The organism is Pseudarthrobacter sp. L19 (genome assembly GCF_050859435.1).
Taxonomy (GTDB): Bacteria; Actinomycetota; Actinomycetes; order Actinomycetales; family Micrococcaceae; genus Arthrobacter.
This window is the reverse complement of sequence record NZ_CP193935.1, coordinates 861,052-887,618: the sequence shown is the minus strand read 5'-3', so window position 1 is coordinate 887,618 and position 26,567 is coordinate 861,052. Positions and strand designations below refer to the sequence as shown.

26 protein-coding genes, 1 tRNA gene, 1 other RNA gene and 1 pseudogene are annotated in these 26,567 nt (G+C 69.3%); 14 read left to right on the top strand and 15 right to left on the bottom strand.

Annotation, left to right across the window (positions count from 1 at the left end; translation table 11 throughout):
- Positions 1-68 precede the first annotated feature (68 nt).
- Both ACRQ5B_RS04010 and ACRQ5B_RS04005 read left to right on the top strand, forming a co-directional pair.
- A complete protein-coding gene (locus ACRQ5B_RS04010) occupies positions 69-254 on the top strand; it encodes a hypothetical protein (protein ID WP_412884762.1) in 186 nt (61 codons plus the stop codon).
- 302 nt (positions 255-556) lie between these two features.
- On the top strand, positions 557-3,784 hold the full coding sequence (locus ACRQ5B_RS04005; protein ID WP_432397165.1) for a S8 family serine peptidase: 3,228 nt from the start codon (positions 557-559) through the stop codon (positions 3,782-3,784).
- Positions 3,785-3,929: 145 nt separating this feature from the next.
- Here ACRQ5B_RS04005 and ACRQ5B_RS04000 read toward each other — a convergent pair whose 3' ends face one another.
- The 4 genes from ACRQ5B_RS04000 to ACRQ5B_RS03985 all read right to left on the bottom strand — a co-directional run bounded on the left by ACRQ5B_RS04000 (position 3,930) and on the right by ACRQ5B_RS03985 (position 6,362).
- Complete coding sequence (locus ACRQ5B_RS04000) at positions 3,930-4,340, bottom strand: serine protease inhibitor (protein ID WP_432397162.1); 411 nt, start codon at positions 4,338-4,340, stop codon at positions 3,930-3,932.
- Complete coding sequence (locus ACRQ5B_RS03995; protein WP_432398691.1) at positions 4,337-5,296, bottom strand: 3-methyladenine DNA glycosylase; 960 nt, start codon at positions 5,294-5,296, stop codon at positions 4,337-4,339. Before ACRQ5B_RS03995 ends, ACRQ5B_RS04000 begins: the two co-directional genes overlap by 4 nt.
- Positions 5,289-5,609, bottom strand: coding sequence for an SSI family serine proteinase inhibitor (locus ACRQ5B_RS03990; protein ID WP_432397159.1), 321 nt, complete (start codon positions 5,607-5,609; stop codon positions 5,289-5,291). The genes ACRQ5B_RS03995 and ACRQ5B_RS03990 overlap by 8 nt, the downstream gene beginning before the upstream one ends.
- A gap of 291 nt (positions 5,610-5,900) precedes the next feature.
- Entirely contained in the window at positions 5,901-6,362 is a 462-nt protein-coding gene (locus ACRQ5B_RS03985) for a MarR family winged helix-turn-helix transcriptional regulator (protein WP_412884766.1), read from the bottom strand.
- Positions 6,363-6,442: 80 nt separating this feature from the next.
- Between ACRQ5B_RS03985 and ACRQ5B_RS03980 the strand changes: the two genes are divergently transcribed.
- Both ACRQ5B_RS03980 and ACRQ5B_RS03975 read left to right on the top strand, forming a co-directional pair.
- The gene (locus tag ACRQ5B_RS03980) at positions 6,443-6,667 is read left to right on the top strand and encodes a hypothetical protein (protein WP_412884767.1); all 225 of its coding nucleotides are present in this window, start codon (positions 6,443-6,445) and stop codon (positions 6,665-6,667) included.
- 139 nt (positions 6,668-6,806) lie between these two features.
- Complete coding sequence (locus tag ACRQ5B_RS03975) at positions 6,807-7,040, top strand: hypothetical protein (protein WP_412884768.1); 234 nt, start codon at positions 6,807-6,809, stop codon at positions 7,038-7,040.
- Positions 7,041-7,108: 68 nt separating this feature from the next.
- Here ACRQ5B_RS03975 and ACRQ5B_RS03970 read toward each other — a convergent pair whose 3' ends face one another.
- On the bottom strand, positions 7,109-8,467 hold the full coding sequence (locus tag ACRQ5B_RS03970) for an aspartate kinase (protein WP_290256736.1): 1,359 nt from the start codon (positions 8,465-8,467) through the stop codon (positions 7,109-7,111).
- 111 nt (positions 8,468-8,578) lie between these two features.
- Positions 8,579-9,163 carry a GNAT family N-acetyltransferase gene (locus tag ACRQ5B_RS03965; RefSeq protein ID WP_432397153.1) on the bottom strand — a complete coding sequence of 195 codons (585 nt, stop codon included), beginning with the start codon at positions 9,161-9,163 and terminating at the stop codon, positions 8,579-8,581.
- A 99-nt stretch (positions 9,164-9,262) separates the two neighbouring features.
- Between ACRQ5B_RS03965 and ACRQ5B_RS03960 the strand changes: the two genes are divergently transcribed.
- Together ACRQ5B_RS03960 and ACRQ5B_RS03955 are read left to right on the top strand one after the other, a co-directional pair.
- On the top strand, positions 9,263-9,643 hold the full coding sequence (locus tag ACRQ5B_RS03960; protein ID WP_432397150.1) for a VOC family protein: 381 nt from the start codon (positions 9,263-9,265) through the stop codon (positions 9,641-9,643).
- 106 nt (positions 9,644-9,749) lie between these two features.
- The gene (locus ACRQ5B_RS03955; RefSeq protein WP_432397147.1) at positions 9,750-10,253 is read left to right on the top strand and encodes a hypothetical protein; all 504 of its coding nucleotides are present in this window, start codon (positions 9,750-9,752) and stop codon (positions 10,251-10,253) included.
- A 33-nt stretch (positions 10,254-10,286) separates the two neighbouring features.
- Here ACRQ5B_RS03955 and recR read toward each other — a convergent pair whose 3' ends face one another.
- From recR to ffs, 3 genes are all read right to left on the bottom strand, one after another.
- Positions 10,287-10,886 (bottom strand): recombination mediator RecR, encoded by a 600-nt coding sequence (gene recR / locus ACRQ5B_RS03950; protein WP_290256732.1) that lies wholly within the window; start codon positions 10,884-10,886, stop codon positions 10,287-10,289.
- Between the two features lie 47 nt (positions 10,887-10,933).
- A complete protein-coding gene (locus ACRQ5B_RS03945) occupies positions 10,934-14,098 on the bottom strand; it encodes a DNA polymerase III subunit gamma and tau (RefSeq protein WP_432397144.1) in 3,165 nt (1,054 codons plus the stop codon).
- Between the two features lie 27 nt (positions 14,099-14,125).
- Positions 14,126-14,222: signal recognition particle sRNA small type (ffs, locus tag ACRQ5B_RS03940), an RNA gene on the bottom strand.
- A gap of 135 nt (positions 14,223-14,357) precedes the next feature.
- Between ffs and ACRQ5B_RS03935 the strand changes: the two genes are divergently transcribed.
- Positions 14,358-14,442, top strand: a tRNA-Ser gene (locus ACRQ5B_RS03935).
- 55 nt (positions 14,443-14,497) lie between these two features.
- On the opposite strand, the gene ACRQ5B_RS03930 is transcribed toward ACRQ5B_RS03935, so the two are convergent.
- Positions 14,498-15,409, bottom strand: a complete 912-nt coding sequence (locus ACRQ5B_RS03930) for an oxygenase MpaB family protein (protein WP_432397141.1) — start codon at positions 15,407-15,409, stop codon at positions 14,498-14,500.
- A 175-nt stretch (positions 15,410-15,584) separates the two neighbouring features.
- On the opposite strand from ACRQ5B_RS03930, the gene ACRQ5B_RS03925 reads away from it, so the two are divergent.
- From ACRQ5B_RS03925 to ACRQ5B_RS03910, 4 genes are all read left to right on the top strand, one after another.
- A complete protein-coding gene (locus ACRQ5B_RS03925) occupies positions 15,585-17,144 on the top strand; it encodes a M23 family metallopeptidase (RefSeq protein ID WP_432397139.1) in 1,560 nt (519 codons plus the stop codon).
- Between the two features lie 133 nt (positions 17,145-17,277).
- The gene (locus tag ACRQ5B_RS03920) at positions 17,278-17,763 is read left to right on the top strand and encodes a glutathione peroxidase (protein WP_432397136.1); all 486 of its coding nucleotides are present in this window, start codon (positions 17,278-17,280) and stop codon (positions 17,761-17,763) included.
- A gap of 222 nt (positions 17,764-17,985) precedes the next feature.
- Positions 17,986-19,197, top strand: a complete 1,212-nt coding sequence (fdhA, locus tag ACRQ5B_RS03915) for a formaldehyde dehydrogenase, glutathione-independent (protein WP_412884776.1) — start codon at positions 17,986-17,988, stop codon at positions 19,195-19,197.
- Positions 19,198-19,415: 218 nt separating this feature from the next.
- Complete coding sequence (locus ACRQ5B_RS03910; RefSeq protein ID WP_432397133.1) at positions 19,416-20,357, top strand: phosphodiesterase; 942 nt, start codon at positions 19,416-19,418, stop codon at positions 20,355-20,357.
- 40 nt (positions 20,358-20,397) lie between these two features.
- Here ACRQ5B_RS03910 and ACRQ5B_RS03905 read toward each other — a convergent pair.
- Together ACRQ5B_RS03905 and ACRQ5B_RS03900 are read right to left on the bottom strand one after the other, a co-directional pair.
- Positions 20,398-21,872: pseudogene (locus ACRQ5B_RS03905) on the bottom strand (stealth family protein).
- 218 nt (positions 21,873-22,090) lie between these two features.
- Positions 22,091-22,987, bottom strand: coding sequence for a hypothetical protein (locus ACRQ5B_RS03900; protein WP_432397130.1), 897 nt, complete (start codon positions 22,985-22,987; stop codon positions 22,091-22,093).
- Positions 22,988-23,102: 115 nt separating this feature from the next.
- Here ACRQ5B_RS03900 and ACRQ5B_RS03895 point away from each other — a divergent pair, with 115 nt between their 5' ends.
- Positions 23,103-23,402, top strand: coding sequence for a type II toxin-antitoxin system VapB family antitoxin (locus ACRQ5B_RS03895; RefSeq protein ID WP_290257291.1), 300 nt, complete (start codon positions 23,103-23,105; stop codon positions 23,400-23,402).
- Complete coding sequence (locus ACRQ5B_RS03890) at positions 23,395-24,075, top strand: LytR C-terminal domain-containing protein (protein WP_412884779.1); 681 nt, start codon at positions 23,395-23,397, stop codon at positions 24,073-24,075. Before ACRQ5B_RS03895 ends, ACRQ5B_RS03890 begins: the two co-directional genes overlap by 8 nt.
- Before the next feature lie 24 nt (positions 24,076-24,099).
- Here the strand turns inward: ACRQ5B_RS03890 and ACRQ5B_RS03885 are convergent, their stop codons facing one another.
- Positions 24,100-24,738, bottom strand: coding sequence for a TetR/AcrR family transcriptional regulator (locus ACRQ5B_RS03885; RefSeq protein ID WP_412884780.1), 639 nt, complete (start codon positions 24,736-24,738; stop codon positions 24,100-24,102).
- Positions 24,739-24,927: 189 nt separating this feature from the next.
- Here ACRQ5B_RS03885 and ACRQ5B_RS03880 point away from each other — a divergent pair, with 189 nt between their 5' ends.
- Complete coding sequence (locus ACRQ5B_RS03880) at positions 24,928-25,176, top strand: hypothetical protein (protein WP_412884781.1); 249 nt, start codon at positions 24,928-24,930, stop codon at positions 25,174-25,176.
- A 9-nt stretch (positions 25,177-25,185) separates the two neighbouring features.
- Here the strand turns inward: ACRQ5B_RS03880 and ACRQ5B_RS03875 are convergent, their stop codons facing one another.
- Together ACRQ5B_RS03875 and ACRQ5B_RS03870 are read right to left on the bottom strand one after the other, a co-directional pair.
- Positions 25,186-25,890, bottom strand: a complete 705-nt coding sequence (locus ACRQ5B_RS03875; protein WP_412884782.1) for a DsbA family oxidoreductase — start codon at positions 25,888-25,890, stop codon at positions 25,186-25,188.
- 57 nt (positions 25,891-25,947) lie between these two features.
- Positions 25,948-26,484: a GNAT family N-acetyltransferase gene (locus ACRQ5B_RS03870; protein ID WP_432397125.1), complete on the bottom strand. Its 537-nt coding sequence runs from the start codon at positions 26,482-26,484 to the stop codon at positions 25,948-25,950.
- Between the last annotated feature and the right edge of the window lie 83 nt (positions 26,485-26,567).

Below are 26,567 nucleotides of genomic sequence, written 5' to 3'. Positions count from 1 at the left end.
ACGCCGTTCGGAATCGTCACGGCCCTGAGGGGATTTTTTTGTGCGGACCGGATCAGTAGGATGAACGCATGGCTCAGAAACCCAGGTCCGTGGTCCTTCCCGTGGTCGCCGCCGCCGTCTTTGCAGGCCTCGGCCGGATGGTCCTGCAGAAGGTCCTGGCCGACCGGGCCGCCCGCGAGACGAATGTTGCCGGGCCGCTGGATGAGAAAACCAGGGCCTGGATCAGCGAGGTTGTGCGGACTCCCCGCCAGTAGCGGATCGGACCACCCCCAAGACCCTCCGCGGAGGGCAAAAGACACTGCGAATACCGGAAGCCGGACGGTCACAGACCGCCCGGCTTCCGTGCGCCCCGACCGCGACAAGAATTGTCGAATCGTTTGACCAAAGTTAATTCGTTACCTGTGGTCTATGTCATATGCGGCTCTCAGTCTGTACTGTGTGAAACGGCTGGTATCCGCCGGGCCGCATGAGACCAGAGTTGCTCCAGCGCCCGTTCCAGACCACAGTCCCCGGCCACCGCGCCGGGACCGTTCCTTCTGAAAGGTTCAAAACACTCGTGAAATCACCAGGAAAGAGCTTCCTTCGAAGCGGGGGACTCCGGAGGGCCGCGGCACTGACCCTGGGCTTGCCGGTTCTCCTCTCAACTGTTGCCATCGCGCCCGCTACCGCGGCACCGGCACAAGGCGCCACCGTCGCCGGCGTCGCCCAGAAGAATCTGGACCCGGCGAACTACCCGGACGGCCGCTACATCGTCATGCTGGCCGAGCAGCCGGCGGCCAGCTACGAGGGTTCCACCCCCGGCCTGCCGGCCACCAAACCCGCACCGGGCAAGAAGCTTGACCCCAGCAAGGGCGAGGTCAAGAACTACCGCGCGCACCTCGAGCAGAAGCAGGCCGAGGTCGCAGGCAAGCAGAACGTCAAGATGGGCCGCCAGTTCTCGGCGGCGGTCAACGGCTTCAGCGCCAAGCTGACCACGGACCAGGCGATCAAGCTCGCCAAGGACCCCAGCGTCCTGGCGGTGGCTCCGGACACGGAGAACGCCCCGGACTACTCCACCACCGACTTCCTCAAGCTCAGTGGCCCCAACGGCACCTGGAACACCACCTTCGGTGGCCAGGACGGCGCCGGCAAGGGCGTCGTCGTCGGCGTCATCGACACCGGCTACACCCCGGACAGTGCCTTCTTTGCCGGCGACCCGGTCAAGCCGCTCTCCGGCGCCCCCGTGGTCGGCGTCCCGTACCGCGCGGCGGATGGCAAGATTGCCATGCTCAAGGCCGACGGCGAGACGTTCACCAGCGACTGCCAGAAGGGTGTTGACTCCGGTGCGTCCTTCGATGGCACCGCCTGCAACTCCAAGGTCCTCGGCGCGCACTACTTCGCCGACGACTTCCTTAACTACGTGGCCCCGGGTGACCGCTCGCCGCTGGAGCAGCTCTCCCCGGTGGACGTGGCCAGCCACGGCACCCACACCGCCAGCACCGCGGCCGGCAACGCCAACGTCGAATCCTTCGTGGACGGCCGCAGCTTCGGCCTGACCAGCGGCATCGCCCCGGCTGCCAAGCTCTCCATCTACAAGGTCTGCTGGGAAGACACCGATCCCAACACCGGCGGCTGCTACAGTTCCTCATCCGTCGCCGCCGTCGAGCAGGCCATCGAGGACGGCGTCGACGTCCTGAACTACTCCATCTCCGGTTCCGCGACGTCCGTCATCGACCCGGTCTCCATCGCGTTCCTGAACGCGTCGGCCAGCGGCATCTTCGTCGCCGCCTCCGCCGGCAACTCCGGCCCCACCGCCAGTACCGTCAACCACGGCGCCCCCTGGGTGACCACCGTGGCGGCCAGCAGCTTCTCGCAGGAACTGCAGGGCACCATTGAGTTCGCCGACGGCAGCAAGTTCCGTGGCGCCAGCATCATGAACGGCGAGGTCAAGGACGCCGGTGTCGTGCTGGCAGCAACCGCGGCCGCCAAAGCCGGTGACGCAAACGCGGCGCTGTGCGGCCCGGACACCCTAGACCCGGCCAAGGTTGCCGGGAAGGTTGTCGTGTGTGACCGCGGCGTCTTCGACCGCGTCGCCAAGAGTGCCGAGGTTAAGCGCGGCGGCGGAGTCGGCATGATCCTCGTCAACCTCACCAACTCCTCCCTGGACGCGGACCAGCACGCGGTGCCCACCGTGCACGTGAACCCGCCGGCCACCCAGACCATCAAGGACAAGGTCGCGGCCAACCCGGGTATCAAGGTCTCCCTGGTCAACAAGGACACCACCGGCCTGCCCCTGGAGGCCCAGCCGCAGATCGCCGGATTCTCCTCCCGCGGACCGCTGCTGGCCACCGATTCGGACCTGCTGAAGCCGGACGTCACCGCTCCCGGCGTTGCAGTTCTGGCCGGTGTCTCGCCGATCGGTGAAAACGGTGCCAAGTTCGGCTTCATGTCCGGTACCTCGATGGCTTCCCCGCACGTGGCCGGCTTCGGCGCGCTGCTGCTGGGCAAGAACCCCACCTGGTCCCCGGCCGCTGTGAAGTCCGCCATGATGACCACCACCTCCGACGTCAAGCTTGCGGACGGCACCAAGAACACCGACGTCTTCGCCACCGGCGCGGGCGAGGTGGACCCGGCCCGCATGGTCGACCCGGGCCTGGTGTACGACGCGAACACCCAGGACTACCTGAAGTTCATCCAGGGCACCGGCGTGGACCTGGGCCTGAAGTCCAGCACCAAGGCGCGTGACATGAACGTCCCGTCCTTCGCCCTGGGCAACCTCACCGGGAAGATCGAGGTCACCCGCACGGTGACCGCCCTGACTCCGGGTGTCTACAAGGCCAGCGTCAACGTCCCCGGCATCAAGGTCAGCGTGGCTCCGGCGGCGCTGAACTTCAAGGCCGCCGGCGAACAGCGCACCTTCAAGGTCACCTTCGAGAACCAGGGTGCCCCGCTGGGCCAGTTCGCCATGGGTTCGCTGTCCTGGCAGGGTGCCGGCAAGACCGTCACCTCACCGATCTCGGTCCGCCCCCAGTCTGTGGTGGCCCCGAAGGACGTCACCCTGACCACCACCAAGGGCACCGGCTCCGGTGACATCAAGGTGGTCTCCGGCACGAACAACCCCACCAACATGACGCTGGACGGCCTCTCCAAGGCCGACGCCACCGCCGTCGAACTGGTCCCGGGTCCGTTCACCGCCACGGCCGATGCCTCGACGTACATCAAAACCGTCCAGGTCCCTGCCGGCGTGCCGCTGGCGAAGTTCTCCGTGATCTCCTCCGATCCCGGCGCCGACTTCGACATGTACGTGGTCACCCCGCGCGGCGTGGAGCAGGTTGCCACCTCGTCCTCGAGCGAGACCCTGTCTATCCCCAACCCCGCCGCCGGAACGTACACGATCTACGCGAACCTGTACGCCAGCCCGGGCGGCAAGGCCACCAAGGCCTCGGTTGAGGCGGCCGTACTCGGCGCGAACGTGGGCAACGCCTCGGTCTCGCCGAACCCGCTGAAGCTGACCAACGGCAAGGCCGGCAAGGTCACGCTGAACTGGAAGGGCCTCGCGGCCGGTTCGTACATCGGCCGGATCACCTTCGAAGGTGCCAGCGACCCGACCTTCGTTACCGTCATCGTGAGCCCGGACGGAACTACCGCCGTGGCCCCCACCGCCGAGGACCAGGCCAGCAACACCGGCCCGGGCGACGAGGCGGGCACCGGCAACGCGACCCAGCTGGAGAAGGGCGCCCAGGTCAAGAAGGAACAGGCCAAGGTGGTCCCGCAGGATCCGGACAGCCCGAACAACGCTATCTAGCGCTAGCGCGTAACACCTGAACAACAGCGGTGGCCGGCGGTCTTACCGCCGGCCACTGCTGTTGTTCTTCGTTCTGTATGCCCTGGCGCGTGGGTCCCAGGGCCGCGGGCCGGGCGCTAGGCGCCGTGGGCCGCCGCTGCGGCGCCTAGACCGCGCCGGTGGAACCGGCCGTCCCGCCCAGGAGCGGGGCCATGGACTTCCACCGGGAGATCTCGCAGCCGTCGGTCCGGCTGAAGCGGGCCTCGACGCCGCGGCCCCGGTACGTGCCGGTGACCACCGCGACCTGCGGGCCGCCGTACTGCTGGGTGCAGAGCTTCGGCGGCCCGGGCACGGGGAAGAAGATAGCCTCACCGTGCTGCCGGACGGCCGCCAGCGCGGCGGCGGCGTCGGGGAGGGTGGATTCAGGGCCGGGCTCCTGGCCGTCCGCGACCAGCCGGAACACGTACTCCGGGCCGCCCGGCGCCTCGGTCAGCGTGATGGAGAGGTCCACCTCGGGATTCGTGGTCTGGTCCTGGGGTGAAGCTGCCGGCTCGCCGGCGCCATCGGTGTCGGTCATGGCGTTCCTTCCTGGGTTACGGTGCGGTGCTGCTGGCGGGCGGCCGCCGTGAGCAGCGGGTCGAGTTCCTGCAGCAGACGGCCCCGCAACTCCTGGGCGGCGTCCGCGAAGCCGCGCTGCCGGTCCACATAGTCGGCCTTGCCGCCGGCGGTTTCGATCCTGATGGGCGGGTAGCCCCACTCGCGGAGGTCGTAGGGGGAGGCTTGCATGTCCATGGCCCGGATCTGCCAGGAGAGTTCGAAGCAGTCCATTACCAGTTCGCTCGGCAGCACGGGCGCCAGCTTGTAGGCCCACTTGTAGAGGTCCATGTTGGCGTGCAGGCAGCCGGGCTGTTCGAGGTCCCGCTGGTTTTCCCGGCTCGGGGCGAGGCTGTTCAGCGGCACGGCGTCCGGGGTGTAGAACCGGAAGGCGTCAAAGTGCGAGCAGCGGATGCGGTTTTCCTCCACCACCTGGTCCGTGCCCGCGGAGCCCAGCCGCAGGGTGAGGTATTCGTGGCGGAGCGCAAACTTGTCCTGCCGGTAGACCATGGCCCACTCGTGCAGGCCGAAGCAGCCGAACTGTGCGGGCCGGGCCGCTGTGCCGGCCAGGATGATCCCGGCGAACTGCACCGCCTCGCGCCGTTCGGCCAGGAAGCGCTCGGCGTCGACGGTCAATGCCGGGACGCCGTCGGGCACGCCCGCGGTGCCGCGTTCGGCGTCGTCGGCCTCGCGGTAGTACTTCCAGTCAGCGCGCGCGGTGGCGGCCGGGCCTGAGAGTACGACGCCGGCGCCCGGGTGCCAGCGCAACAGCTGCCCGGGTTTCTGGGTGTAGTAGGTGAAGAGGAAGTCCTCCACCGGGTGCTTGCGGCCGGCCGACCGCCGTGCCAGGTAGGGGTCGGCGTAGGTCCGGACGCGTTCCTGGTGGGCGGCCTCCCGCCGGGTCCACTGGTCTTCTGTCAGGTGCTGCAGTTTAGCCAGCCCCGCCGCTCGAGCCCAGGACGTCTTTGGCGGCGTTCCACTGGGCGATTTCGCAGCCGTCGCGCAGGCTGAACGTGGCTTCGACCGGCCGGTCGTCCACCGAGCCCGTGACCGTGGCCTCCTGCGGGCCGCCGTACTGCTGGGTGCAGGCCTTGTCCGTGGGCCGGGGTGCCGGGCTGAGCAGGGCGGCGTTGGCCTTCAGGGCGGCGCAGGCGGCAGCGGCGGAGGGGTGCTGGCTTTCCGCCGCGGGGACGCCGTCGCGGCAGACCAGGGTGTAGTTGGCCGGCTGGCCGCTGCCGCCGGGCTTGACCATGATGGAGAGCTCGGCGTTGCCGGCGCCCGGCCCGGCCGTGGGTGCCGCGGCCGAGGGGACGGTGCCGCCGCGGTGGTCTCGGCGTCCGCGGACGGGGTGCCGCTGGAGCTGCCTGTCGGGGTGCCCGCGGAAGTGCCGGTGGAGCTGGAGCCGGTGGGGGACGAGACAGTCGGGCCGGGGCCGCCGGAGCCGCCCGGCGAACAGGCGGCCAGGGCGGTGGCCGTGGCCGCGATCAGCAGCACGTGCATCAGGGGTTTGCGCATGGCGGACCTCCTCGGGTTGGTGTCCAGTCTATCGCCGGGTGGCCGCGATCAGCCGGGTCATGGCGGCATGGAGTTCGGCCACCTGGTCCCGGCTCAGTCCCAGCCGGGCCATCATGGTGCCGGGAATCGCCGTCGCGTCCCGGCGGAGCGCCGCGCCGGCCGGGGTGAGGCCTACGGCAAGGCTGCGTTCGTTGCCTTCGGCACGTTCCCGGGTCACGTAGCCCACGGCCTCGAGCCGGCGCAGCAACGGGGACACCGTGGCCGGGTCCAGGTCCAGGGCGTCGCTGATCTCGCGAACGGTGCGCGGGCTGGATTCCCAGAGGGTCAACATCACCAGGTATTGCGGGTGGGTGAGGTGCAGTTTGTCCAGGACGGGTTTGTAGGCGGCCACCACATTGCGCGAGGCGACCGTGAGGGCGAAGCAGAGCTGGTGTTCCAACAGCAGGTCCTCGTCGATGAAGTCGGGGGTGGCGGTGGCGCTGTCGGTCATGGAACTCCTCGGGGCGCGGGATAATTAGTGCACTAATCATTAGCGTACACTGGTGGCATGTCCGTTGCGAAGGAGTGGTGATGGCGAAGGAATCCGCCGCCGAGCGTTTCATGCGGGCGACCGGGAAGTTGCGGGCCGTGTTCGGTCCCGCCAGCCGCGGCTCGCTGGGCCACGACATGACCGAGCAGAACCGCCGGCTGTTGGCCCAGCGGGAGGCAGAGACCCGGCAGTGGGAGACCATCCGCCGCCCGGACGGCAGCACCTACGTGGTGCCGCGGGACCCCGGGGACAAGTCGCTCCGCTAGGCGGGTAGCTCGGGCTCATTTGCCGCCGTCGGGCGTAAAATTGAGGCACCGGCGGCCCCGGCCCGCTCGCTGAAAACGACGTCCAGGCCGACGCGCCGTCCTTCCGCTCATCCTGTCAGCAGGGGAGGAGGTGGAAACCATGGCACATGCACTGCGCAGGGCCGCCCACGGCAGCCGGCTGCACCCGTCCACCTGGGTGCGGTTCGTCTTCGGCCCGGCCTCACGCGGAGATTACGCCGCCCCGGTGGTGCACCGGCACGACGACTTCGAACTCGCCTCCGAGCAGGAGCTCGCCGGCTTCGAGATCGAAACGGATGCGGCGGGGCATCACTACGCCGTCCGCCGCGAAGACCTTCCCAAGGAACAGGTCTGACTTGCTGTTTTAACGCGAAAGGGAGCGGCAGGCTGCCGCTCCCTTTCGGATGTCTCGCGTGACGTGCCTTAGCGGCCGGTGCCGCCGTAGACCGTCGCCTCGTCCTCGCTGTCGAGGTCGAAGGCCTTGTGGATGGCCCGCACGGCGTCATCGAGCAGGTCCGCGTGGGTGACCACGGAGATGCGGATCTCGGAGGTCGAGATCATGTTGATGTTGATCCCGGCCTCGGACAGGGCGGCGAAGAACCGTGCCGAGACGCCCGGGTGGGAGCGCATGCCCGCACCGATCAGCGAGAGCTTGCCGATCTTCTCGTTGTATTCGATGTTCTCGAAGCCGATCTCGGCCTGGGCAGCGCGCAAGGCGGCCAGGGCGTCGGCGCCCTCGACGATCGGCAGGGTGAAGGAGATGTCCGTCCGGCCGGTCCCGTGGGTGGAGACGTTCTGGACAATCATGTCGATGTTCGAGTGCGCATCCGCGATGACCTGGAAGATCGCCGCCGCCTTGCCGGGGATGTCCGGGACGCCGACGACGGTGACCTTGGCCTCGGAACGGTCGTGTGCAACGCCGGAGATGATTGGCTGCTCCAAGGCAACTCCCTCTTGAATCGTGATCTTGTCGTCGGCGCTGGGCAGCACCCAGGTGCCTTCGTGCTGGCTGAATGAGGAGCGGACGTGCAGTGGAACGCCGAAACGGCGGGCGTACTCCACGCACCGCAGGTGCAGGATCTTGGCCCCGGAAGCGGCGAGTTCCAGCATTTCCTCGCTGGAGATGCTGTCGATCTTCCGGGCGGACGGGACCACGCGCGGGTCGGCGGTGTAGATGCCGTCAACATCGGTGAAGATCTCGCAGACGTCGGCGTCGAGGGCGGCCGCCAGGGCCACCGCCGTCGTGTCCGAGCCTCCACGCCCCAGGGTGGTGATCTCGTTCGTGGTGCGGCTCATGCCCTGGAAGCCGGCGACGATCGCGATGTGGCCCTTGTCCAGCGCGGTGCGGATCCGGTGCGGGTCCACGTCGATGATCCGGGCCTTGCCGTGGATGCCGTCGGTGATCATGCCCGCCTGCGAGCCGGTGAAGGACTGGGCGGAGGCGCCGTACTTGTTGATCGCCATGGCCAGCAGCGCCATCGAGATGCGTTCGCCTGCCGAGAGCAGCATGTCCATCTCGCGGGCCGGGGCGGAATCGGTCACCTGGGCGGCCAGGTCGAGGAGTTCGTCCGTGGTGTCACCCATGGCGGAGACGACGACGACGACCTCGTCGCCGGCGTTGTGCGCGTCCACGACGCGGCGGGCGACCCGCTTGATGCCCTCGGCATCGGCCACCGAGGAGCCGCCGAACTTCTTCACGACGAGGTGTTTGGTGGCACCCGGGATCACCGGCAGCCCCTGCGGCTGCGGTCCGGGGTGGACTTCGGTAGTGGGCAGACTCATGCGCGCACCCTCACTGGATCATCGGGGTTCTGGGTGAAGCAGCCAAACGGCGCGACCGAGTGGTGCGACGGCGGCTTCAGCCCAAGTTTATCGCCGCGGCCGGTCCGGCGTTCAATTGTGACCGGCGGGCGGACCCGCCGCCGGTGGCCGGTCCAGCCGGTAGCGCCAGGAGGGGAGGCCCTTCCCGGCGCGGTCCTGGGCCGCCGTGAAGTAGTGGTCCGGGACGAATCCCAGCGTCTCCAGCAGCCTGCGGGAGGGCAGGTTGGGTTCGTAGACGCCGGCGAGGACCGTGCCGACGCCCCGGTCTTCGAACAGCCAGCGCACCAGGGCACCCGCCGCCTCCCGCCCGTAGCCGCGGCCGTGGTGGTCAGTGTGGACCAGGTAGCCGAGGGCGGCGGCCGGGATGGGTCCGGGGGCGGACGGCGCGTCGGCGGTCCAGGTCCGCGCATCGCCGATCACCTCGCCGGTGCCGCGCAGGACCACAGCCCAGCAGAGGTCGAACTGTTCCGGGGTGGAGGCCTCGGCCCGGGACAGCATGGTGCGCAACCGCGTGGAGTTCTCCGCGGCACCCAGCGGGGCGTGCGAGAGATACCGGGTCACTTCCGGGTTGCCGCGGAACCGCAGCAGGGCAGCCTCGTCCGCGGCCGTCACGGGCCGGAGAGTCAGCCGTTCGGTGGGGATGGGGTCCGGGATCATTGTCCGTGACTCTACCGCCCGGCCTGTTCCGGTCTGTTCCGGCCGGCGGCCCGGATGCAATACTGGCCCGAAAGCCGGAACCGCACTGTGGGGGTTGCTATGAGCCAGAGGCCAGCATTGAGACTGTCCGGCATCGTCCTTGACGCCCCCGATGCCCACGGTTTGGCGGACTTCTACCGCCGCCTCCTGGGCTGGGAGATAGGGCAGGACGAGCCCGCATGGGTCACGCTGGTCTCCCCGAACGGCGGCGCCGGGCTCTCATTCCAGAGCGACGCCGAATACGTGCCGCCGGTCTGGCCCGCCGGGCGTGGGGCGCAACAGATGATGATGCATCTGGACATCGCCGTCACGGATCTGGCCGAGGCGTCCGCCCACGCCCAACAGGCTGGCGCGACGCTGGCCGACTTCCAGCCGCAGGACGACGTGCGGGTGCATCTTGACCCGGCCGGACACCCGTTCTGCCTGTTCCTCGACGCCTGAGCCGCGGCGGACACCGACGGTGCGGCTCTCACGGAAGGCGCTGAGGACGTGGGGTCGGAAACACCCGTACCTCGGTGCGTTTACCGGCCTGGTGGTGATAGCCGCCGTGAGCATCGCCGCCTGGCTGGCACTTTCCGGGCGAGAGCCCGGAGCCGTCATCTTGAGCGGCCTTTCAAATGTCGTCGTGTACTGGCTGATCACCGTGGTCTATCTGCGCGCGACGCGGAAGGAGCGAAAGGAACTCGCCGGGAAGGGACAGCTGCGGGCTTTCATTCGCTACCCGGATTCACTACCGGGGTCCCTGAGCGGGATCTGGAATCCCGGCGTCGTCACCCCCACGGAGGGCACTCTCCGGTTCCAACCCGCCGTCTACGAGAGCCTTGAATCCGTTGGCCGCGCCACGAACTTCACCGTCGCGGACGTGTCAGAGCGCTGGACAATCACCGGTAAAGACCGGAAGTACCTGCCGGCGTCGGCCGGCTACGAAGCGGTCACCCTGGCCACCGATAAGGGGAGGGTGGAGCTCGCGGCGAGTCCGGAGTCGCTGGACCTGTTGGCGGTGATCCGGCCGCCCATCGGACAGGACGATCCCGGGCCGCGCGGTCACTGACCCGGGTGAATCCCTCGCCAGGCCTGCCGCGGGCTAGCTGAGGGCGTTGCGGCGGCCCTCGAAGGCGCGGCCCAGGGTGACCTCGTCGGCGTATTCGAGGTCGCCGCCCACGGGCAGGCCGGAGGCCAGACGGGTGACGGCGATGCCGATGGATTTCAGCATCCGCGCCAGATAGGTGGCCGTCGCCTCGCCCTCCAGGTTGGGGTCCGTGGCGATGATGATCTCCTGGATCGCTCCGTCGTTCAGCCGCGTCAGCAACTCCCGGATCCGCAACTGTTCCGGGCCTACCCCGGCGATCGGATTGATGGCGCCGCCCAGCACGTGGTACCGGCCGCGGAAGGACCGGGTGCGTTCGACGGCCAGGACGTCCTTGGACTCTTCCACGACGCAGATGACGGACGGATCACGCCTCGGGTCACGGCAGATGTTGCACATCTCCTGTTCGGTGACGTTGCCGCAGACCGTGCAGAACTTCACGCGTTCCTTCACCGTGGTGATCGCCTCGACCAGCCGTTTCATGTCCTGCGGATCGGCCTCGAGGATGTGGAAGGCCAGGCGCTGGGCGGATTTCGGCCCGACGCCGGGTAGCCTGCCGAGCTCATCGATCAGCTCCTGGACTGCACCTTCGTACACAATTTCCTCGTTCGTTGGGGTGGCGCCCGCTCAGGGCGCCGGGAGGGTTAGAAGCGCGGGGCCAGTGGGCTGCCGTCGAGGGAGCGCTCCTCGAGCAGCTTGCCGCCCAGGATGCGTTCGACGGCGGCGCGGCCGAACACTCCCGATTCCTCGATGGTTTCATCGTCGGCGCTGGGGATGTCCTGCTCATAGGTGGTGGCGGCCGCGACGGCCCGGGCGGGCGCCTTGGCGCGTCCGGCCTCCGCCTCCGGGCTGTTCGACAGGCGCTGGTAGAGGCTCTGCCGTCCGCCGGCCGGGGCCCCGACGGGCGCGGGGGCCGTAACCGGCGGTGCCGCCGTGAGGACGGCCGAGCCGCCGCTTGCCGCGGTTTCCTGCGGTGCGGCGTGCGGGAGGTTCCCGGTGGCTGGGGCCGCCGGCGCAGAGCTGCTCTGCCGCGCAGGGGGCTGTGCCGTCGCGGGTTCGTAGCGGCGCGGTTCGGGTTCGGTGACGTGGGGCTCGGGTTCCGTGGCCTTTGCGGTCCCGGCGTCGGTCGCGTTGCGCCGTCCCACGTTCAGCTCGGTGCCGACGGTCCAGACGCCCGGGGACTGTTCGACAGCGCGGGCCCAAGGATCCTGGGCGGGATTGGGCTTGGCCGTTCCGGCACCTGCACCCTCGTCCGCAGTGGGAGCGGGGGCGGCAGCGGGGGTGCGCTCCGCGGCCGGCGCCCGGCCGGGCGCCGGGTTGTCGGCGCGCGCGGGCGTCGGGGTGGCCTGGACAGACCTGGACGGCGACGGAGTCCAGTCCATCGGCGGCTCTTCATCCAGCGGGGGAGCGTCCTCGTCGCGGGGCGGTCCCCAGTCGTCATCCGGATCGGCATACGATCCGCTCCAGCCCTGGTCCGCGGGTGCCGCGGAAGCGGACGGCGGCACGGGGGCGGCGGGTGCCGCGGGGGTCGATGTGGCTGAAGGTGCCGCGGCGGATGTCTCCCGAGAAACGGTTCCGCGGTTCGCCGCGGGTGCCGCCGGAGCAGGCTGAGCGGGAGCGGACTGGATCGGAGCAGGCTGGGCGTGCGCAGACTGCGCCGGAGCGGAATGAGCCGACGCAGCAACGGAGGTTTCTGCCGCGGCAGGCGTTGCGGCGGCTGCCGGGGCAGCATCGCGTGGGGCGCCCGAGGCCGGCCTGGGCGCGGCGGCCGGGGCGGTTGCAGGCGCGAGGCCCCACGCTACGTCGGCCGAGCTGGGGGCAGCAGCCTCGGGCTCAGTAGGCGCTTTTGGGTTTGGCTCAGAGCTCGCTGGGCTCTTGGACCCGCCGGCGACGGCGGTGATCTGGCAGTCGATGCCGATCGTCTTGTGGATCGCCTGCCGGAGGTTCTCGGCGTGGTCACCTCGGCCGAAGGCCCCGGCCAGCCCGGCGGTGCTGAAGAGCAGCGTCAGGACGTGGCCCTCCACATGACCCACCTGGGCGTTCGGCTCCACCAGGGCCCAGGTGCTGCGCTTGATCCTGGTCAGGGTCTGCAGGACTTCCGGCCAGGCGCGGCGCAGCACCTCCACATCGGGTCCCGAGCCGGAGCCCGGGGCGGCGGCCGCTGGAGCGGCAACCGGGGCAGCCTCGGCGGGCTGGGAGGCCCGCGGCGCGGGCGTCCCAGCAGGAGCGGGAGCGGGGGTGCCTGCGGGTGCCGGCGTGGGCGCTGCTGTCGACGTTGGTGCCGGTGCCTGAGTCTGGTCTGGACGCGCGGCGTTGCTGGCGCCGTTGTGGGCGGCGGCCGGAGCGGCTGCCCGGCTCGGAGCAGGGGACTGGTGTGGCGGCTCGGCCGATACTGCGGGCGCAGGCATGGGAGCGGACGGCTGGGCCGCGGCGGGAGGTGCGGCCGGTGTCCGCTCCGGGGCGGGGGCGGCCGGTTCCGGTGCCCGAACCGCGGGTGCCTGAGTCGCGGCGGGTGCCTGACTCTCAGCAGGTGCCCGGCTCTCAGCAGGTGCCTGGGCCGTGGGCGCAACAGCGGGAGCGGCAGCAGCCGCGGGTGCCGCAGCAGCGGGCATGGCTGCCGGGACGCCGCCGTCGGATCCGGCGTAGTTGAGGCGCCGCTCCACGCGGTCGATCCGGGCGGCGATGCCACGCTCGGTCTGCTCCGCGCTGGGCAGCAGGATTCGGGCGCACAGCAGTTCAAGGTGCAGCCGCGGGGAGGTGGCGCCCGTCATCTCGGTGAGCGCCGTGTTGGTCACGTCCGCCGCCCGGGAGAGCTCGGCCGCGCCAAGGTTGTGCGCCTGGCTCTGCATCCGGGCGATCTGGTCCGCCGGCATGCCCCGAAGAATGGACTGGGCGCTCTCCGGCATCGCCTGGACGATGATGAGGTCGCGGAAGCGCTCCAGCAGGTCCTCTACGAAACGGCGCGGGTCGTGACCGGTCTGGATCACGCGGTCCACGGCGCGGAACACCGTGGCCGCGTCGGCGGCGGCCACGGCCTCGACGACGTCGTCCAGCAGCGAGGCGTGCGTGTAGCCCAGCAGGGCCACGGCCAGCTCGTAGTCCAGGCCGTTGGGGCCGGCGCCGGCCATCAGCTGGTCCAGGACCGAGAGCGAGTCGCGCACCGAGCCGCCGCCGGCGCGGATCACAAGCGAGAGGACGCCCGGCGCCACCGGGACGTTCTCCTGCTGGCAGAGCTGCTCGAGGTAGGCCATCAGGGGCTCCGGCGGAACCAAGCGGAACGGGTAGTGGTGCGTGCGGGACCGGATGGTGCCGATCACCTTGTCCGGCTCGGTGGTGGCGAAGATGAACTTGATGTGTTCCGGCGGCTCCTCGACGATCTTCAGCAGCGCGTTGAACCCTGCCGAGGTGACCATGTGGGCCTCGTCGATGATGAAGATTTTGTAGCGGTCCCGGACCGGGGCGTAGGTGGCCCGTTCACGCAGATCGCGGGCGTCGTCCACGCCGCCGTGGCTTGCCGCGTCGATCTCGATGACGTCCAGGGAACCCGCGCCGCCGCGGGCCAGCTCCACGCAGCTGGGGCACACGCCGCAGGGGGTGTCGGTGGGGCCCTCGGCGCAGTTCAGGCAGCGGGCCAGGATGCGGGCGGAGGTGGTTTTGCCGCAGCCGCGCGGGCCCGAGAAGAGGTAGGCGTGGTTGACGCGGTTCTTGCGCAACGCCGTCATCAGGGGGTCGGTGACGTGCTCCTGCCCGATGACATCCGCGAACGAATCAGGCCGGTAGCGGCGGTACAGGGCGGTAGTTACGGTCACGCTTAAACCCTACCAATCGGCACAGACATAAAAGACCCCTCATGCACCCGCCAGAGCCCGTTTACCCTTGCTACCTTCCGGTCCTGGGGGAGTTCAACAGGATGACGCCACATGAGGGGCCGTCGACTACTTTACCCGAGATCCCGGCCTGCCCCGAATCCGCTCCCGGGCAGGGGCCATTCAGGCCCGTCGGCACCCCGATTGGTCGACAGGCGGAAGTTCGGGTAGTCTAGTATCTGCTTTTGATTCAGAAGCAACTGGAGAATTCGCCTAGCGGCCTATGGCGCACGCCTGGAACGCGTGTTGGGTTAACGCCCTCGGGGGTTCAAATCCCCCATTCTCCGCGGTTGGCCCCGGTCCCTTGGACCGGGGCCTTTTGCGTCCTGGCTCCGGACACCGTCAGGCCTGGAATCCGAGGCGGCGGAGCCGTGAGCGGGCGGCCAGTTCGCTCGGACCCGTCCGGCCGAGGGCCAGATGGACGACGCCGAGGGTGGCCCGGGTGATCAGCTTCACCGGCAGGGGAAAGGGCCCCAGCCGGGCGGTCCGAAGCCCGAGCAGCTCGCGGTACTCCGGTTCCAGGCTTGCCACCGCGGCGGCGAACAGCACCCGGTAGCCCGGCCTGAGCATCGGGTGCAGGGGAGGATGCCGGATGAAGTGCACGGTTTCGGCAACCATCTGCCCGGTGGTGAGCGTCCCGCCGTCGTACCAGTCGCGGAGCTCGCGGCGCATCTGCCCGGCACTGACCGGAGGCGACTCCACACCCATCATTTCCCCGGCCTGCGCCCATTCGCGGACGTAGGCGTCCGGCCCGCCCGGAATCGCCGACCCGAACATGGTGTGGGCCGTCAGGAAGGCATCGGTGAAGGCGATGTGGATCCAGCGCAGCAACTCCGGGTCGCTCGCCGCGTAGGGCCTGACGTCCCCCGCGGCGTCCCGGTAGTCGCCGCGGACCGGTTCGTGCAGGCGCTGGACCCACGCCGTGGCCTCCCTCGCCGCCGTCGTGGACCCGTAGGTGACGGTGAAGATCCAGCGGATGGTGCGGGCCAGGCGGCCCAACGGGTCCTCGCGGAAGTGTGAATGCTCGTGCACGCCGGTCAGGGCGCCGGGGTGAAGCGACTGCATCAGCAGCGCCCGGATGCCGGCCACGATCGCGGGCATGCCCCCGTGCACCGTCCAGACGGCCGAGCCCGGCAGGTGGTAGCCGGCGTCGTCGCCCTCCTTGAGACGGGCCACCCAGGGCGGCGCCGTGTCCCGTGACCCGGTGAAGGTATGCCGGAGTTCGGCCTGGAAATTCTGCAGCATAGTGCGCATGGTCCATTCTGCCCCGGATCCCGCCCTGCGGTACTTGGTGTCCGGCCCGCGACTACTGAGGTGCTACCCGAGTTTCAAGAAGGGTAGTTCGGACGGTTCACACCCCATGCCGATTGTGGTCCCATGAAAAAGGTCAGCCCGCGTTGCCGGCGGCTGAGGATGTGGGGTTTACATCGTGGGAAAGCACTGGGGAAACACGACCAGCGAACCAAAAACAAGAAAACGGATCGTGGCGGTGCGCTGCCTCTCGGGAGGGTTTTGCCTCTCGCTGGCCGTGCTGACGTTCGGGGTCCAGGGAGTCACCGGCGCGGGAACGGCCGTGGTCTCGGTCGGCGTGCCGGACCGGGACGTGGCGGTCAGCCCCACGTTGCGGCCCGGGGCGGCGCCCACCGCCGCCGGGGGAACGACGGCGGCCGCGACGGGCGCAGCGCAGGCCGCGGCCGCCGGTGCGGTCACGGCCGCGGGCGACCCGGGCGCGGGCTTCACGACGGATCCGCAGGCGCTGGTGGCGTACTCGCGCTCGGCCGTACTCACGGGCACCAAGGACGGCCCCGCGGGGGAGCTCAACGTCGCCTCCTCCGGGTTGAAGCGGCCCGCGGAGGGCTTCCTCATGGCACCCCTGGAGGTCCTGAACCCCTCGTCGCCCTTCGGTCTGCGGACCAGCCCGCTCTCCGGGGTGGCCGGGGAGTTCCACTGGGGCCAGGATTTCGCGGCAGCCTGCGGGACGCGCGTCTACGCCGCCGACGCCGGGGTGGTGCGCGCCGTGGGCTGGCACCCCTGGGGCGGCGGGAACCGCGTAGAGATCGACCACGGCAACGGCCTGATCACCACCTACAACCACCTGGAGGGGATCGCCGTGAAGAAGGGCGACTCGGTCCGGGTGGGCGAGGTGATCGCCAAGGTGGGTACCACGGGGTCCTCGACCGGCTGCCACCTGCATTTCGAGACCATCCTCAACGGGGTGCACAAGGACCCGCTGGACTGGACGTTCCTGCCCATTACGCAGACCGATCCGTTGGGCCCCCTGGAGATGACCAGCTACGCGCCCGACGCCGGGGTGCCCTCCAACGCCTCGCTGGGCTGGGCCATCCCGGTCTCCGACGATGGCCGGCACGAGGTGGCCAACGGTGCCCAGGAGATCCCTGCCGCCCTGCTCCCGCAGCTGCCCGGCTACACCGCTTCCTACTCACCTTCGCCCTCACCGACGGCGGACGCCCTCTCACCCACCCGGCCGCCGTCGTCCACCACCGGGCAGGCGCCCGGCACCTCGGCGCCGGTGACCTCCGAACCGGTCACTGCGGCTCCGCCGGCGACCGGCACCACGACGGGGTCCCCGACTACGAGTACGCCGACCACCAGCACGCCGCCCGCGACAACGCCCCCGGCCACCACCCCGCCGGTCGGCTCGGAGCCGCCGTCCACGCCTCCGCCGGTGACCACGCCGCCAGCGCCCCCGGTGACCACCCCGGCCCCGCCGCCGGTGACGGAGGCGCCGCCGCCCGTGGTGACCCCTCCGCCGGTCGTGGAGGTTCCTCCGCCACCACCGCCCGTCGTCGAGGTGCCTCCGCCACCACCGCCCGTCGTCGAGGTGCCCCCGCCGGCCCCGGCGCCGCCGCCCGTCGTCGAGGTGCCCCCGCCGGTGACCTCGCCGGCCCCGGAACTGACCGCCCCGCCCGTCACTGCGGCTCCCGCGCCGAGCGGCACTCCGGCCCCCACCGGCACGGTCGCACCCTGACCGCCTGACTCCTGGCCCCCGGCCCTCCGGCCGCCGGCCACCCATACCGCCGCCCGTCGGCGTCGAATTACGGTTGTGACCACGCCGGGCTATGCTTCCGGCACGCCGACTCGACGCCCGGGAGGACCCCGCCATGACCGACCTTTACTCCGTTCCGCTCACCCTCAACGACGGCACCGAAACAGACTTCGGCCGCTACCGTGGGCAGGTGGTGCTGGTGGTGAACGTTGCCTCGCAGTGCGGCTTCACGCCCCAGTACGCCGGCCTCCAGGCCCTGCACAACAAGTTCGAGGACGAGGGCTTCACCGTGCTGGGCGTGCCCTGCAACCAGTTCGCCGGCCAGGAACCGGGCAGCGACGCGGACATCGCCGAGTTCTGCGACCGGAACTTCGGCGTCACCTTCCCGCTGACCGCCAAGGCCGACGTGCGCGGCAAGAACCAGCACCCGCTCTACGCCCGCCTCACCAAGTTCAAGAAGGGCCTGTTGCCGGGCCTGGTGAAGTGGAACTTCGAGAAATTCCTGATCAACCGCGACGGCGAGATCGTCGCCCGGTTCGCCCCGACCGTTGAACCCGACGCCCCCGAGGTGATCGAGGCGGTGCAGGCCGCGCTCGCCTAAGCACCGGCTGGGACCCTCGGCCCACAAGGGCCCGAGGGGTCTATCCCTCCGCGTCATCCCGTCCTAGACTGGCCGGACCCTCCGACGTTCGGGCCGGTTCGCGGCTTTCTTGCGGCGCCCGCCGGCAGCGTGATCGACGCTGGCCAGGAGGGTGCATCAGAACGCTTCGTGAATCACAACTGGGCACTCAACATTGGGGTCCGTGAAACCAGGAGGAAAGTGATGACAGGAAACAAAGCCGTTGCCTACAAGGGGCCAGGGAAAGTCGAACTCATCGACATTGACTACCCCACTTTCGAACTCAAAGACGGACCAGGCGTTAACCCGGCCAACGTCGGCCGGCAGGTGCGCCACGGCGTCATCCTCAAGACCGTCGCGACGAACATCTGCGGATCGGACCAGCACATGGTCCGCGGCCGCACCACTGCCCCCGCCGACCTGGTGCTGGGCCACGAGATCACGGGCGAGGTCGTCGAGGTCGGTCCCGATGTCGAGTTCATCAAGGTTGGCGACATCTGTTCGGTGCCGTTCAACATCGCCTGCGGACGCTGCCGCAACTGTAAGGAACGTAAGACCGGCATCTGCCTGAACGTCAATCCCGACCGGCCCGGAAGCGCCTACGGCTACGTGGACATGGGCGGCTGGGTGGGCGGCCAGGCCAACTACGTACTGGTGCCGTACGCGGACTGGAACCTGCTGAAGTTCCCGGACCGGGACCAGGCCCTCGAGAAGATCATGGACCTGACCATGCTTTCGGACATCTTCCCCACCGGCTTCCACGGCGCCGTGACCGCGGGCGTCGGCGTCGGATCCACCGTGTACGTCGCGGGCGCCGGCCCGGTGGGCCTCGCGGCCGCGACCAGTGCGCAGCTGCTCGGCGCCGCCGTCGTCATCGTCGGCGACATGAACGAGGACCGGCTCAAGCAGGCCCGAAGCTTCGGCTGCGAGACGATCGACCTGTCCAAGGGCGGACCGGCCGAGCAGATCGAGCAGATCCTGGGCGTTCCCGAGGTTGACTGCGGCGTTGACGCGGTCGGCTTCGAGGCCAAGGGCCACGGACATGACGCCAAGGAGGCACCGGCCACGGTGCTGAACTCCCTGATGGAGCTCACTGCGGCCGGTGGGGCGCTGGGCATTCCCGGGCTCTACGTCACCGGCGACCCAGGCGGCGTCGACGAGGCGGCCAAGAAGGGCGCGCTCAGCCTGAGCCTGGGCACCGGCTGGGCCAAGTCGCTGAGCTTCACCACCGGCCAGTGCCCGGTGATGAAGTACAACCGCGGCCTGATGATGGCGATCCTGCACGACAAGGTCCACATCGCCAAGAACGTCAACGCCAAGGCGATCGCTCTGGAGGACGCACCGAAGGGCTACGCCGAGTTCGACGCCGGCGCCGCCACCAAGTACGTGCTGAACCCGAACGGCTACCTCAGCTAGGGCCCGCCCCACCGGGTGACCTACGGTCCGGCGGCAGCCTTCCTGCACCAGGGTGCGCAGGTAGGGTGCCGCCGGATTACTAATCCGCACGCGTAGCCGTGCCCGTTTTTAAAGCTGCCTACCTGAGTTTGCCCACGTCCGGCCGGAAATCTGGTTGGATAGAAGGTACTGAGAGGGATCGCTGGGGGGACCGCCTCCACCCAACCAGGAAGGTTGCAATGGAGCTCATCGAGGCCGAGCACCCACGGCCACGCCATTTCCTACTCCACGTCAGTGACGCGCACCTGCTGGGCGGTTCCGATCCGCTGCACGGCGTCGTCGACGCCGAGGCCCACCTGCGCCAGCTTTTCGAGCAAGTCCAGGCTTCCGGCGCGCGCCCCGAGGCGGTGATTTTTACCGGCGACCTGGCCGACCGCGGGGAGGCCGACGCCTACGCCAAGCTGCGCCGGATCGTCGAACCCGCCTGCGAGGCCATGGGCGCGAAGATCATCTGGGCCATGGGCAACCACGACAACCGGGCCAACTTCCGTACCGGCCTGCTCGACGAACCCGCCCACGATGGCCCCGTGGACCGCAGCTACTTCCTGGACGGGTTGCGGATCATCACCCTGGACACCTCGGTGCCCGGCTTCCATCACGGCGAACTCAGCCCCGAACAGCTCGACTGGCTCGCGGCGGAGCTGGCCACACCGGCTCCGGACGGCACTATCCTGGCGTTGCACCACCCGCCCGTGCCGTCCGTCCTGGACCTGGCGGTGCTGGTGGAATTGCGGGGCCAGGCGGCCCTCGCAGCGGTGCTCCGGGGCACGGACGTCCGCACCATCCTGGCCGGGCACCTGCACTATTCCACGTCCGCCACGTTCGCCGGGATCCCCGTCTCGGTGGCCTCCGCAACCTGTTACACCCAGGACCTGAACGTCCCGGTGGGCGGCAGCAGGGGCCGGGACAGCGGCCAGGCGTTCAACCTGGTCCACGTCTACGAGCACACCATCGTGCACTCGGTGGTCCTGCTGGGCGAGGTGCTGCCGCCGGTGGGCGAGTTCGTCACAGCGGAGGAAGCCACCCGGCGGATCGCCGCGGCCGGCATCCGCATCCCGGACCAGGGCCGGCCGGAGAACCCGTCGGCCTCCGGCGACCGGAGCATGACGTTCCTCAACTAGGCCCGCGTCCCCGCGGCCTGCCGGTCCGGGAATGTCCCGCCTACTTCTCCCAGGGCGCCTTGATCGGGAAGTACTTCTCCAGGAAGTCCGTCACGATCTCGGCGCGTTCCTCGGCGGGGACCTCCGGGAAGCTGCCGTCGTTGAGGCAGAAGAAGTCCATGTTCCGCTTGGAGAGCAGCTTGGGCAGGTAGTTCAGGCCCGCCCGGGCGGTGGTGTCCACGTAACGCACCTTGGCCGCCGTCTGGGTCACTGCCCGGCCGGTCAGCAGTGCGTAGTAGTGGTAGAACGAGTTCGTCACCGAGATGTTGTCCGCGGCGCGGAACCGGCTGGCCGCCGTGCGGGCGAACTCCTCCGGGAACTCCTGCTCCATCTTGGCGGTGACGCTGCGGCGCAGCGGCGCCGCCGTGTGCTCCAGATGGCGCGTGGTGATCCGACCGAAGCGGTTCCACAGCAGCTTCCGGTTCACCCGGGCCGCGTTCTCGAACCCGCTCCGCTCGGCGTCGTTGTCGCCCAGGCCGATCCGGGTCTCCGCCTCGATGAACTTGGTGATGCCGCCCGGGGTGAAGAACATGTCCGGGCCCACGGTGCGGCCGAAGAACATGTCGTCATTGGAATACAGGTAGTGCTCGGAGAGGCCCTCGATGTGGTGGAGCTGGCTCTCGACCGCCTGCGAGTTGTGCGTGGGAAGCACGGACGTGTCGGCGAAGAACTCCTCGCTGCGCACGATCGTCACCGCGGGGTGGTCGGCCAGCCATTCGGGGGCGGGGGAGTCCGTGGCGATGAAGATCCGCCGGATCCACGGGGCGAACATGTACACGGAGCGCAGCGCGTACTTCAGCTCGTTGATCTGCCGGAAGCGGGCCTCGTGGTCATCGCCCTCACCGACGACGACGCCGGCCATCCGGGCCTTGCGCGCGGCTATGTACTCGGGGAGGAGCCGTCAACCCAGGAGAAGACGATGTCGATGTCGAAGTTGATGTCGCTGGCGTGGTCGGCGAACATGTTCTCAATCGTGGGCCAGGTGTGGCCGTAGCGTTCGACCGTGCCGCGCACCGCGTCCTGGGCCAGCAGGGTCCGGCGGGTCAGGGAGTTCTCGATAGGCAGGATCAGCTGGTCGCCCTCGAAGCTCCAGAGTTCCAGCTGCACGCCGGCGGAGGCACCGAATTCGAGGCCGCCGTTGGGCTCCACGCAGGGCCGGTAGAGCCGGAAGATCCTGGCCTGGCGGTTGGGCGAGAGCTCGCCGTCGGCCACCAGGACCGAGGACTTCTTCTTGGCGTCCACGGTCATGGAGTAGAACGGCTCGTCCCGGCAGGCCTCCACCAGTGCGGCGCGCAGTTCCCGGCGGTTCTTCCAGTCCACGGCGATCACCGGCCGGTGGTTGTTGCCCCGGACCAGCAGGTAATCGATATCGGCACGGACCAGCACCTCACGGACGAACAACAGATCCTCGACCATCGACTGGTACGGGGTGCGGTTTTCATTGATCAGCGCGTAGCGGCCGTGCCTGCGGACAATGTCGCTGCGCGTTCGGAACCTGGCGACGGCTGCCGCTGACGTGACCTCTGCGTGGGCGTGGTCGTCCTCGGTGGCCTGGCTGCCGTAGTAAATCTCGTCCTGGATCAATGCGTCGGTGATGTCGATTCTCCGTTTTCCTGACTGGCTTTCGTGCTAGCCGCGTTGTTACTGGCATGATATCGCGGGCCGCCAAAACGGTCCGTCACAGCGGCCGCGGCTCAGCCGGCCAGGGCGGCCCGCCAGTGGCGCAGGAAGGCCGCGCCGGCGTCGTCGTGGATGACGTCCGCGCCCAGCCCCAGGTCCGCCGCGGTCAGCACCTCATAGGGTTTGACCGGGATGCCGTCCGCCGGCCGGACATCCACATGCTTGACCGGGTGGTCGTTGTGGAAGAGCCAGTCCGCCATGGCGTAGTCGGTGCGGGAATCGCCCACCGTCCGCCACGCCTGCGGGGTGATGCCCTGGGCGGCCAGCAGTTCGACGGCGCGGCTGGCGCCGAGGTCCTTGCCGAGCCGGACGGACTCGATGTCGGTGGAGATGATTGTGGGGTCAACGCGGTAGTCGATCGCGTCGTCGCTGTCCGGGACGTGGCGATCCAGCCGGACGACGCCGAGGCCGTGCCGCTGCATCAGGTCCATGGCGTCGGCGTCGAACAGGGCCTGTTCGGCGCGGTAGTCGGCGTTGGCGACGTCGACGTGCTGCTCCACCGAGACCATGGCGCGCTTGGTTTCATCGAAGAACATGTGCGCCGCGTAATCCTCGGCCACCAGCCGCCGGACGTCGTCGCCGAACGCGGCCGGGACGGCGAGGGCGTCATCGACGTGGACGGTGCCGGGGCCCGCCGCCGTGTAGCTGAACCAGACGGCGCCCTTCTCGCAGATCGCGTGGACGGTCAGGCCGGCGGGCATCCCGGCGGCGATCATCGGGTCCATGACCTGCTCGCGGATGAAGGCGTCCGAGCGGCCGGTGTTGAAGATGACGGGGATGCCGGCGGCGGTGAGGGTCAGCAGGTCGGCGATGATGCCGGGGGTGACGGTTCGGGTGACGGGGCTTGCGATGGGGCCGTCGACGTCGAGCAGTAGGGCCAGCGGCGGGGTGGAAGCCTCGGAATCTCTCATGCCTCCATTCTCTCAGCCGGTGCAGGGGGCCGCGGATGGTTACTGTTTGGCCACAACCTCCGGCGCCGGGGCTCCGTGGATTCCCCTGACCCGGGTTGTTCCATAGGCTTGCATGGTGATCTTCAAAGCTGTGGGCGAGGGACGCCCTTACCCCGACCATGGTTTCCATACGCCCAAGGACTGGGCGGCACTGCCGCCGCGCCCGGTCCGGCTGGATGAACTCGTGACCACCAAGCGCACCCTGGACCTCGAGGCCCTGCTGGCCGAGGATTCCACCTTCTTTGGCGACCTGTTTCCGCACGTCGTGGAGTTCCGCGGGGTGCTGTACCTCGAAGACGGGCTGCACCGGGCCGTCCGCACCGCGCTGCACCAGCGCACCGCCATCCACGCCCGTGTCCTGGTGGTCAATGGCTAGGAAGCCGCAGGACCCGACGGTTCTGCATGGGCATCATGTGGTGACGGGCTCGGATCTGCGGGCCACGTTTGTCGAAGAGGACGAGCTCGAGAATCCGGACCGGATGCGGCGCCGGATCCTCCACGGGGTGGTCCTGGTGCTGCTGGTGGGGCTGCTGGTTGCCGCCGTGGTGGTGGCGATGGCCATCCAGAACGGCCAGATCAAGATTCCGACGGCGGAGCGGAGCCCCGCCGCGGTCTCGGCCTGCCCGGAGGCCACCTACGACTACGTTCCGCACGAGAAGATCCGGCTCAACGTCTATAACTCCACCAACCGGCCGGGGCTGGCGAAGACCGTGGCGGACGAGCTGGTGGCCAGGAAGTTCGCCGTCGGCACCGTGGGCAACACCGAGTCCGGCTTCCACGGGGTGGCGCTGGTGGTCTCAGGCGCGGCAGGGCAGTCCTCGGCCTTCAGCGTCCAGCGGAACCTGCCGGGGTCCGACTACGTCCAGGACGGCCGCACCGACGCGACCGTGGACGTGATCCTGACCGGTGACTTCAAGGACCTGGCCAAGCCGGAACTGGTCGACCAGACCCCCGGCAAGCTCAGCTGCCCGCGGGAGACCCGCCGCGAGGCGGACGCCCCGGCGACGCCGGTGGTGCCGTCCGTCGTGCCGGCCAGCCCCAACCCCTAGCGAAACCTTTGACCCTCTAAACCGTCAGGCCGTGAGGCGCAGGGGACGGCCGGCGTCGTCGAACCGTGCGCCCGCACCGAGCTGGACGAACCGCACCGTCCGAGCGATCCGCGCCTCCGCCTCGGGATCCGCCCCGGCCCCGTCGCCGCGGGCGGCGCTGGAGGAGAGTGTGCCGTGGATGAGCTGGGCGAGCTGCCCGATGTCCGCGTCCGGGAGGTAGTGCTGGGCGACGCCGTCGCGGAGGATGTCCTGCAGCAGGACGCTGAGTTCGCCCACGTGGTCCGCCAGCTTCGCGAAGGACGCGGGGGAGAGGACGGCGGCCATGGCCGGGCCCGGCGGCAGGTGCCTGCGGCTGAGGTCCGCCACCTGAGCGCGGACGTACAGCGCCAGGCGGTCCACAGGGTTGTCAAGGCCGGCCAGCGCCTCGCGGAGTTCCACCAGGAAGCGTTCGGTCTCGTCCAGGGCGTACGCGATGAGGAGCTCTTCGATGTCCGCGTAGTAGTTGTAGACGGCGGTGCGGCCGATCTGGGCGTGCCGGGCGACGTCGGTCATGGTCAGCCCGGGAAGCCCGTGCGTGAACAGCAGTTCACCGAAGGCGGTGAGAATCCGCCGCTGGGTCTCGGCGCGTTGGGCGGAGTTGCTCGCGGCCGTAATCCTGGGCATACGGACACTTTAGCGCGATCTGTCAGTAAAGTTCCGGCGGGCGGCCAGCTAGCCCATAACCCCGCCGTCGGCTCTTTGCCTGTGACGCGGAAATATCACCTGCCGGAAACGCCGCCGAAACGTGGGCGGGGCAAGCTGGGGATCATGGGAGCCCCGACGACGGGGCGGACGCTGGGGAGGAGCAATTTCATGGAGGACAACGGGACGGCCGTGACGACGTGCGCGGAGCTGTCGGTTGGGGACGACATCGAGGCCTGGCACAACGGCAGGCTCTTCCACCGCGGGCGGGTGACCCAGACGGTGCCCCTGATGGAGCTGTTCTGGATCCTCGATTCCCGGACCGGGGCGCGGAAGCTGCTGGACGTCGAGGCGCTGGAGATCATCCGTTGCGTACCGGACGAGGCGGGCCGCACCGTGGATCTGGCACAGCCCGCCTGAGGGTATCGCCTAGATCGCGCAGCCGTCCGGGCCGCAGGCAGCGCCGTCGGCGCCTGAGGCATCAACCATCACCAGCGGCTGGCTCTCCTGCCAGGCCTGGTCCAGGGCCGCGCTGAACGTCTCGGCCGGCTGGGCGCCTGAAATCCCGTACTTCCGGTCGATCACGAAGAACGGCACGCCGCTCACGCCAAGGGCGCGGCCCTCGGCAATGTCGTTGCGGACGGCGTCGGAGTACTTATCGGTGGTGAAGAGCTCGTCGACCTCGGCGGCGTCGATCCCGAGCTCGAGGCCCAGCGAGGTGAGATAGGACCGGTTCCCGATGTCCTGGCCGTGCTCGAAGTGGTCGCTGAGCAGCCGTTCCTTGGCGACATCCTGCTTGCCGTGGGCCGCCGCGAGGTGGATCAGGCGGTGCGCCGCGAAGCTGTTCGCCACCACCACGTCGCCAAACTTGTAGTTCAGGCCTTCCCCGGCGGCCTGCGCGGCCACGTGGTCGAACATGCCGGCGACCTGCTGCGGGTCCAGGCCCTTGCGGGTGCTCAGGTAGTCCAGTTCGGTGCCGTCATAGTGCTCCGGCAGGTTCGGGTCCAGCTGGAAGCTGCGCCACTGGACCTCCACGGAATCGCGGTGGGGGAAGGCGGCCAGGGCGGTTTCAAAACGGCGCTTGCCGATGTAGCACCAGGGGCAGGCGACGTCGGACCAAATCTCAATCTTCATGCTTTCCACAACCGAGATGCCCCCGGGGCATTCCCGGACAACGACGGCGGAGCCGGGTCAGTCGGCGAGCGGACGTTCCAGCACGAAATCGTGTTCCACTGTGTCGCCCAGCCGGAAGGACTTGGTGCCCACCTGCCGGAAACCGGACTTTTCGTAGAAACGGATGGCCCGGGCGTTCTGGCTGTTGACCCCCAGCCAGAGCCCGCGGGCGCCGGTGGCGGCCGCGGCGGCGACGCTGGCCCGCATCAGCTCGGCGGCCGCGCCGACGCCGTGGTGGTCCGGGTGCACGTAGCACTTGCTGAGTTCGGCGGCCGGGGTGAGGCCCAGGGCGGAAGCCACGTCGGGATCCTGCGTCGGCCGGTCCACCAGCAGGCTGTAGCCGCGCAGGGCGCCGTCGACGTCGAGGACAAGCACCGTCACGTCCGGGTCGGCGAGGTAGTCCCGGAAATTCCGCTCGCTCAGGGTGTTGGCGATGTGCGCCGCAATGTCCTCCGGCCGCGACTCGGGCGGGCAGGCGAGAGGGAAAGTGACGGCGGCCAGTTCGGCCAGGGCGCCGGCATCTGCGGGGGTGGCTTTCCGGATCAGGTGGGTCATAGCAAAACCCTAGTCCCGGTGCCGGGCGAGGAGTCAGTCGGGCGGTCACGGCCGGTGCCGGGGCCGTCATCTGGCCGCGGCGG

Coding starts and splice junctions, on each gene's coding strand:
- ACRQ5B_RS04010 (WP_412884762.1), top strand. CDS start 69: ATGGCTCAGAAACCCAGGTCCGTGGTCCTTCCCGTGGTCGCCGCCGCC.
- ACRQ5B_RS04000 (WP_432397162.1), bottom strand. CDS start 4,340: ATGACCGACACCGATGGCGCCGGCGAGCCGGCAGCTTCACCCCAGGAC.
- ACRQ5B_RS03990 (WP_432397159.1), bottom strand. CDS start 5,609: ATGGTCAAGCCCGGCGGCAGCGGCCAGCCGGCCAACTACACCCTGGTC.
- ACRQ5B_RS03985 (WP_412884766.1), bottom strand. CDS start 6,362: ATGACCGACAGCGCCACCGCCACCCCCGACTTCATCGACGAGGACCTG.
- ACRQ5B_RS03980 (WP_412884767.1), top strand. CDS start 6,443: ATGGCGAAGGAATCCGCCGCCGAGCGTTTCATGCGGGCGACCGGGAAG.
- ACRQ5B_RS03975 (WP_412884768.1), top strand. CDS start 6,807: ATGGCACATGCACTGCGCAGGGCCGCCCACGGCAGCCGGCTGCACCCG.
- ACRQ5B_RS03970 (WP_290256736.1), bottom strand. CDS start 8,467: ATGAGTCTGCCCACTACCGAAGTCCACCCCGGACCGCAGCCGCAGGGG.
- ACRQ5B_RS03965 (WP_432397153.1), bottom strand. CDS start 9,163: ATGATCCCGGACCCCATCCCCACCGAACGGCTGACTCTCCGGCCCGTG.
- ACRQ5B_RS03960 (WP_432397150.1), top strand. CDS start 9,263: ATGAGCCAGAGGCCAGCATTGAGACTGTCCGGCATCGTCCTTGACGCC.
- ACRQ5B_RS03930 (WP_432397141.1), bottom strand. CDS start 15,409: ATGCGCACTATGCTGCAGAATTTCCAGGCCGAACTCCGGCATACCTTC.
- ACRQ5B_RS03920 (WP_432397136.1), top strand. CDS start 17,278: ATGACCGACCTTTACTCCGTTCCGCTCACCCTCAACGACGGCACCGAA.
- fdhA (WP_412884776.1), top strand. CDS start 17,986: ATGACAGGAAACAAAGCCGTTGCCTACAAGGGGCCAGGGAAAGTCGAA.
- ACRQ5B_RS03910 (WP_432397133.1), top strand. CDS start 19,416: ATGGAGCTCATCGAGGCCGAGCACCCACGGCCACGCCATTTCCTACTC.
- ACRQ5B_RS03900 (WP_432397130.1), bottom strand. CDS start 22,987: ATGAGAGATTCCGAGGCTTCCACCCCGCCGCTGGCCCTACTGCTCGAC.
- ACRQ5B_RS03890 (WP_412884779.1), top strand. CDS start 23,395: ATGGCTAGGAAGCCGCAGGACCCGACGGTTCTGCATGGGCATCATGTG.
- ACRQ5B_RS03885 (WP_412884780.1), bottom strand. CDS start 24,738: ATGCCCAGGATTACGGCCGCGAGCAACTCCGCCCAACGCGCCGAGACC.
- ACRQ5B_RS03880 (WP_412884781.1), top strand. CDS start 24,928: ATGGAGGACAACGGGACGGCCGTGACGACGTGCGCGGAGCTGTCGGTT.
- ACRQ5B_RS03875 (WP_412884782.1), bottom strand. CDS start 25,890: ATGAAGATTGAGATTTGGTCCGACGTCGCCTGCCCCTGGTGCTACATC.
- ACRQ5B_RS03870 (WP_432397125.1), bottom strand. CDS start 26,484: ATGACCCACCTGATCCGGAAAGCCACCCCCGCAGATGCCGGCGCCCTG.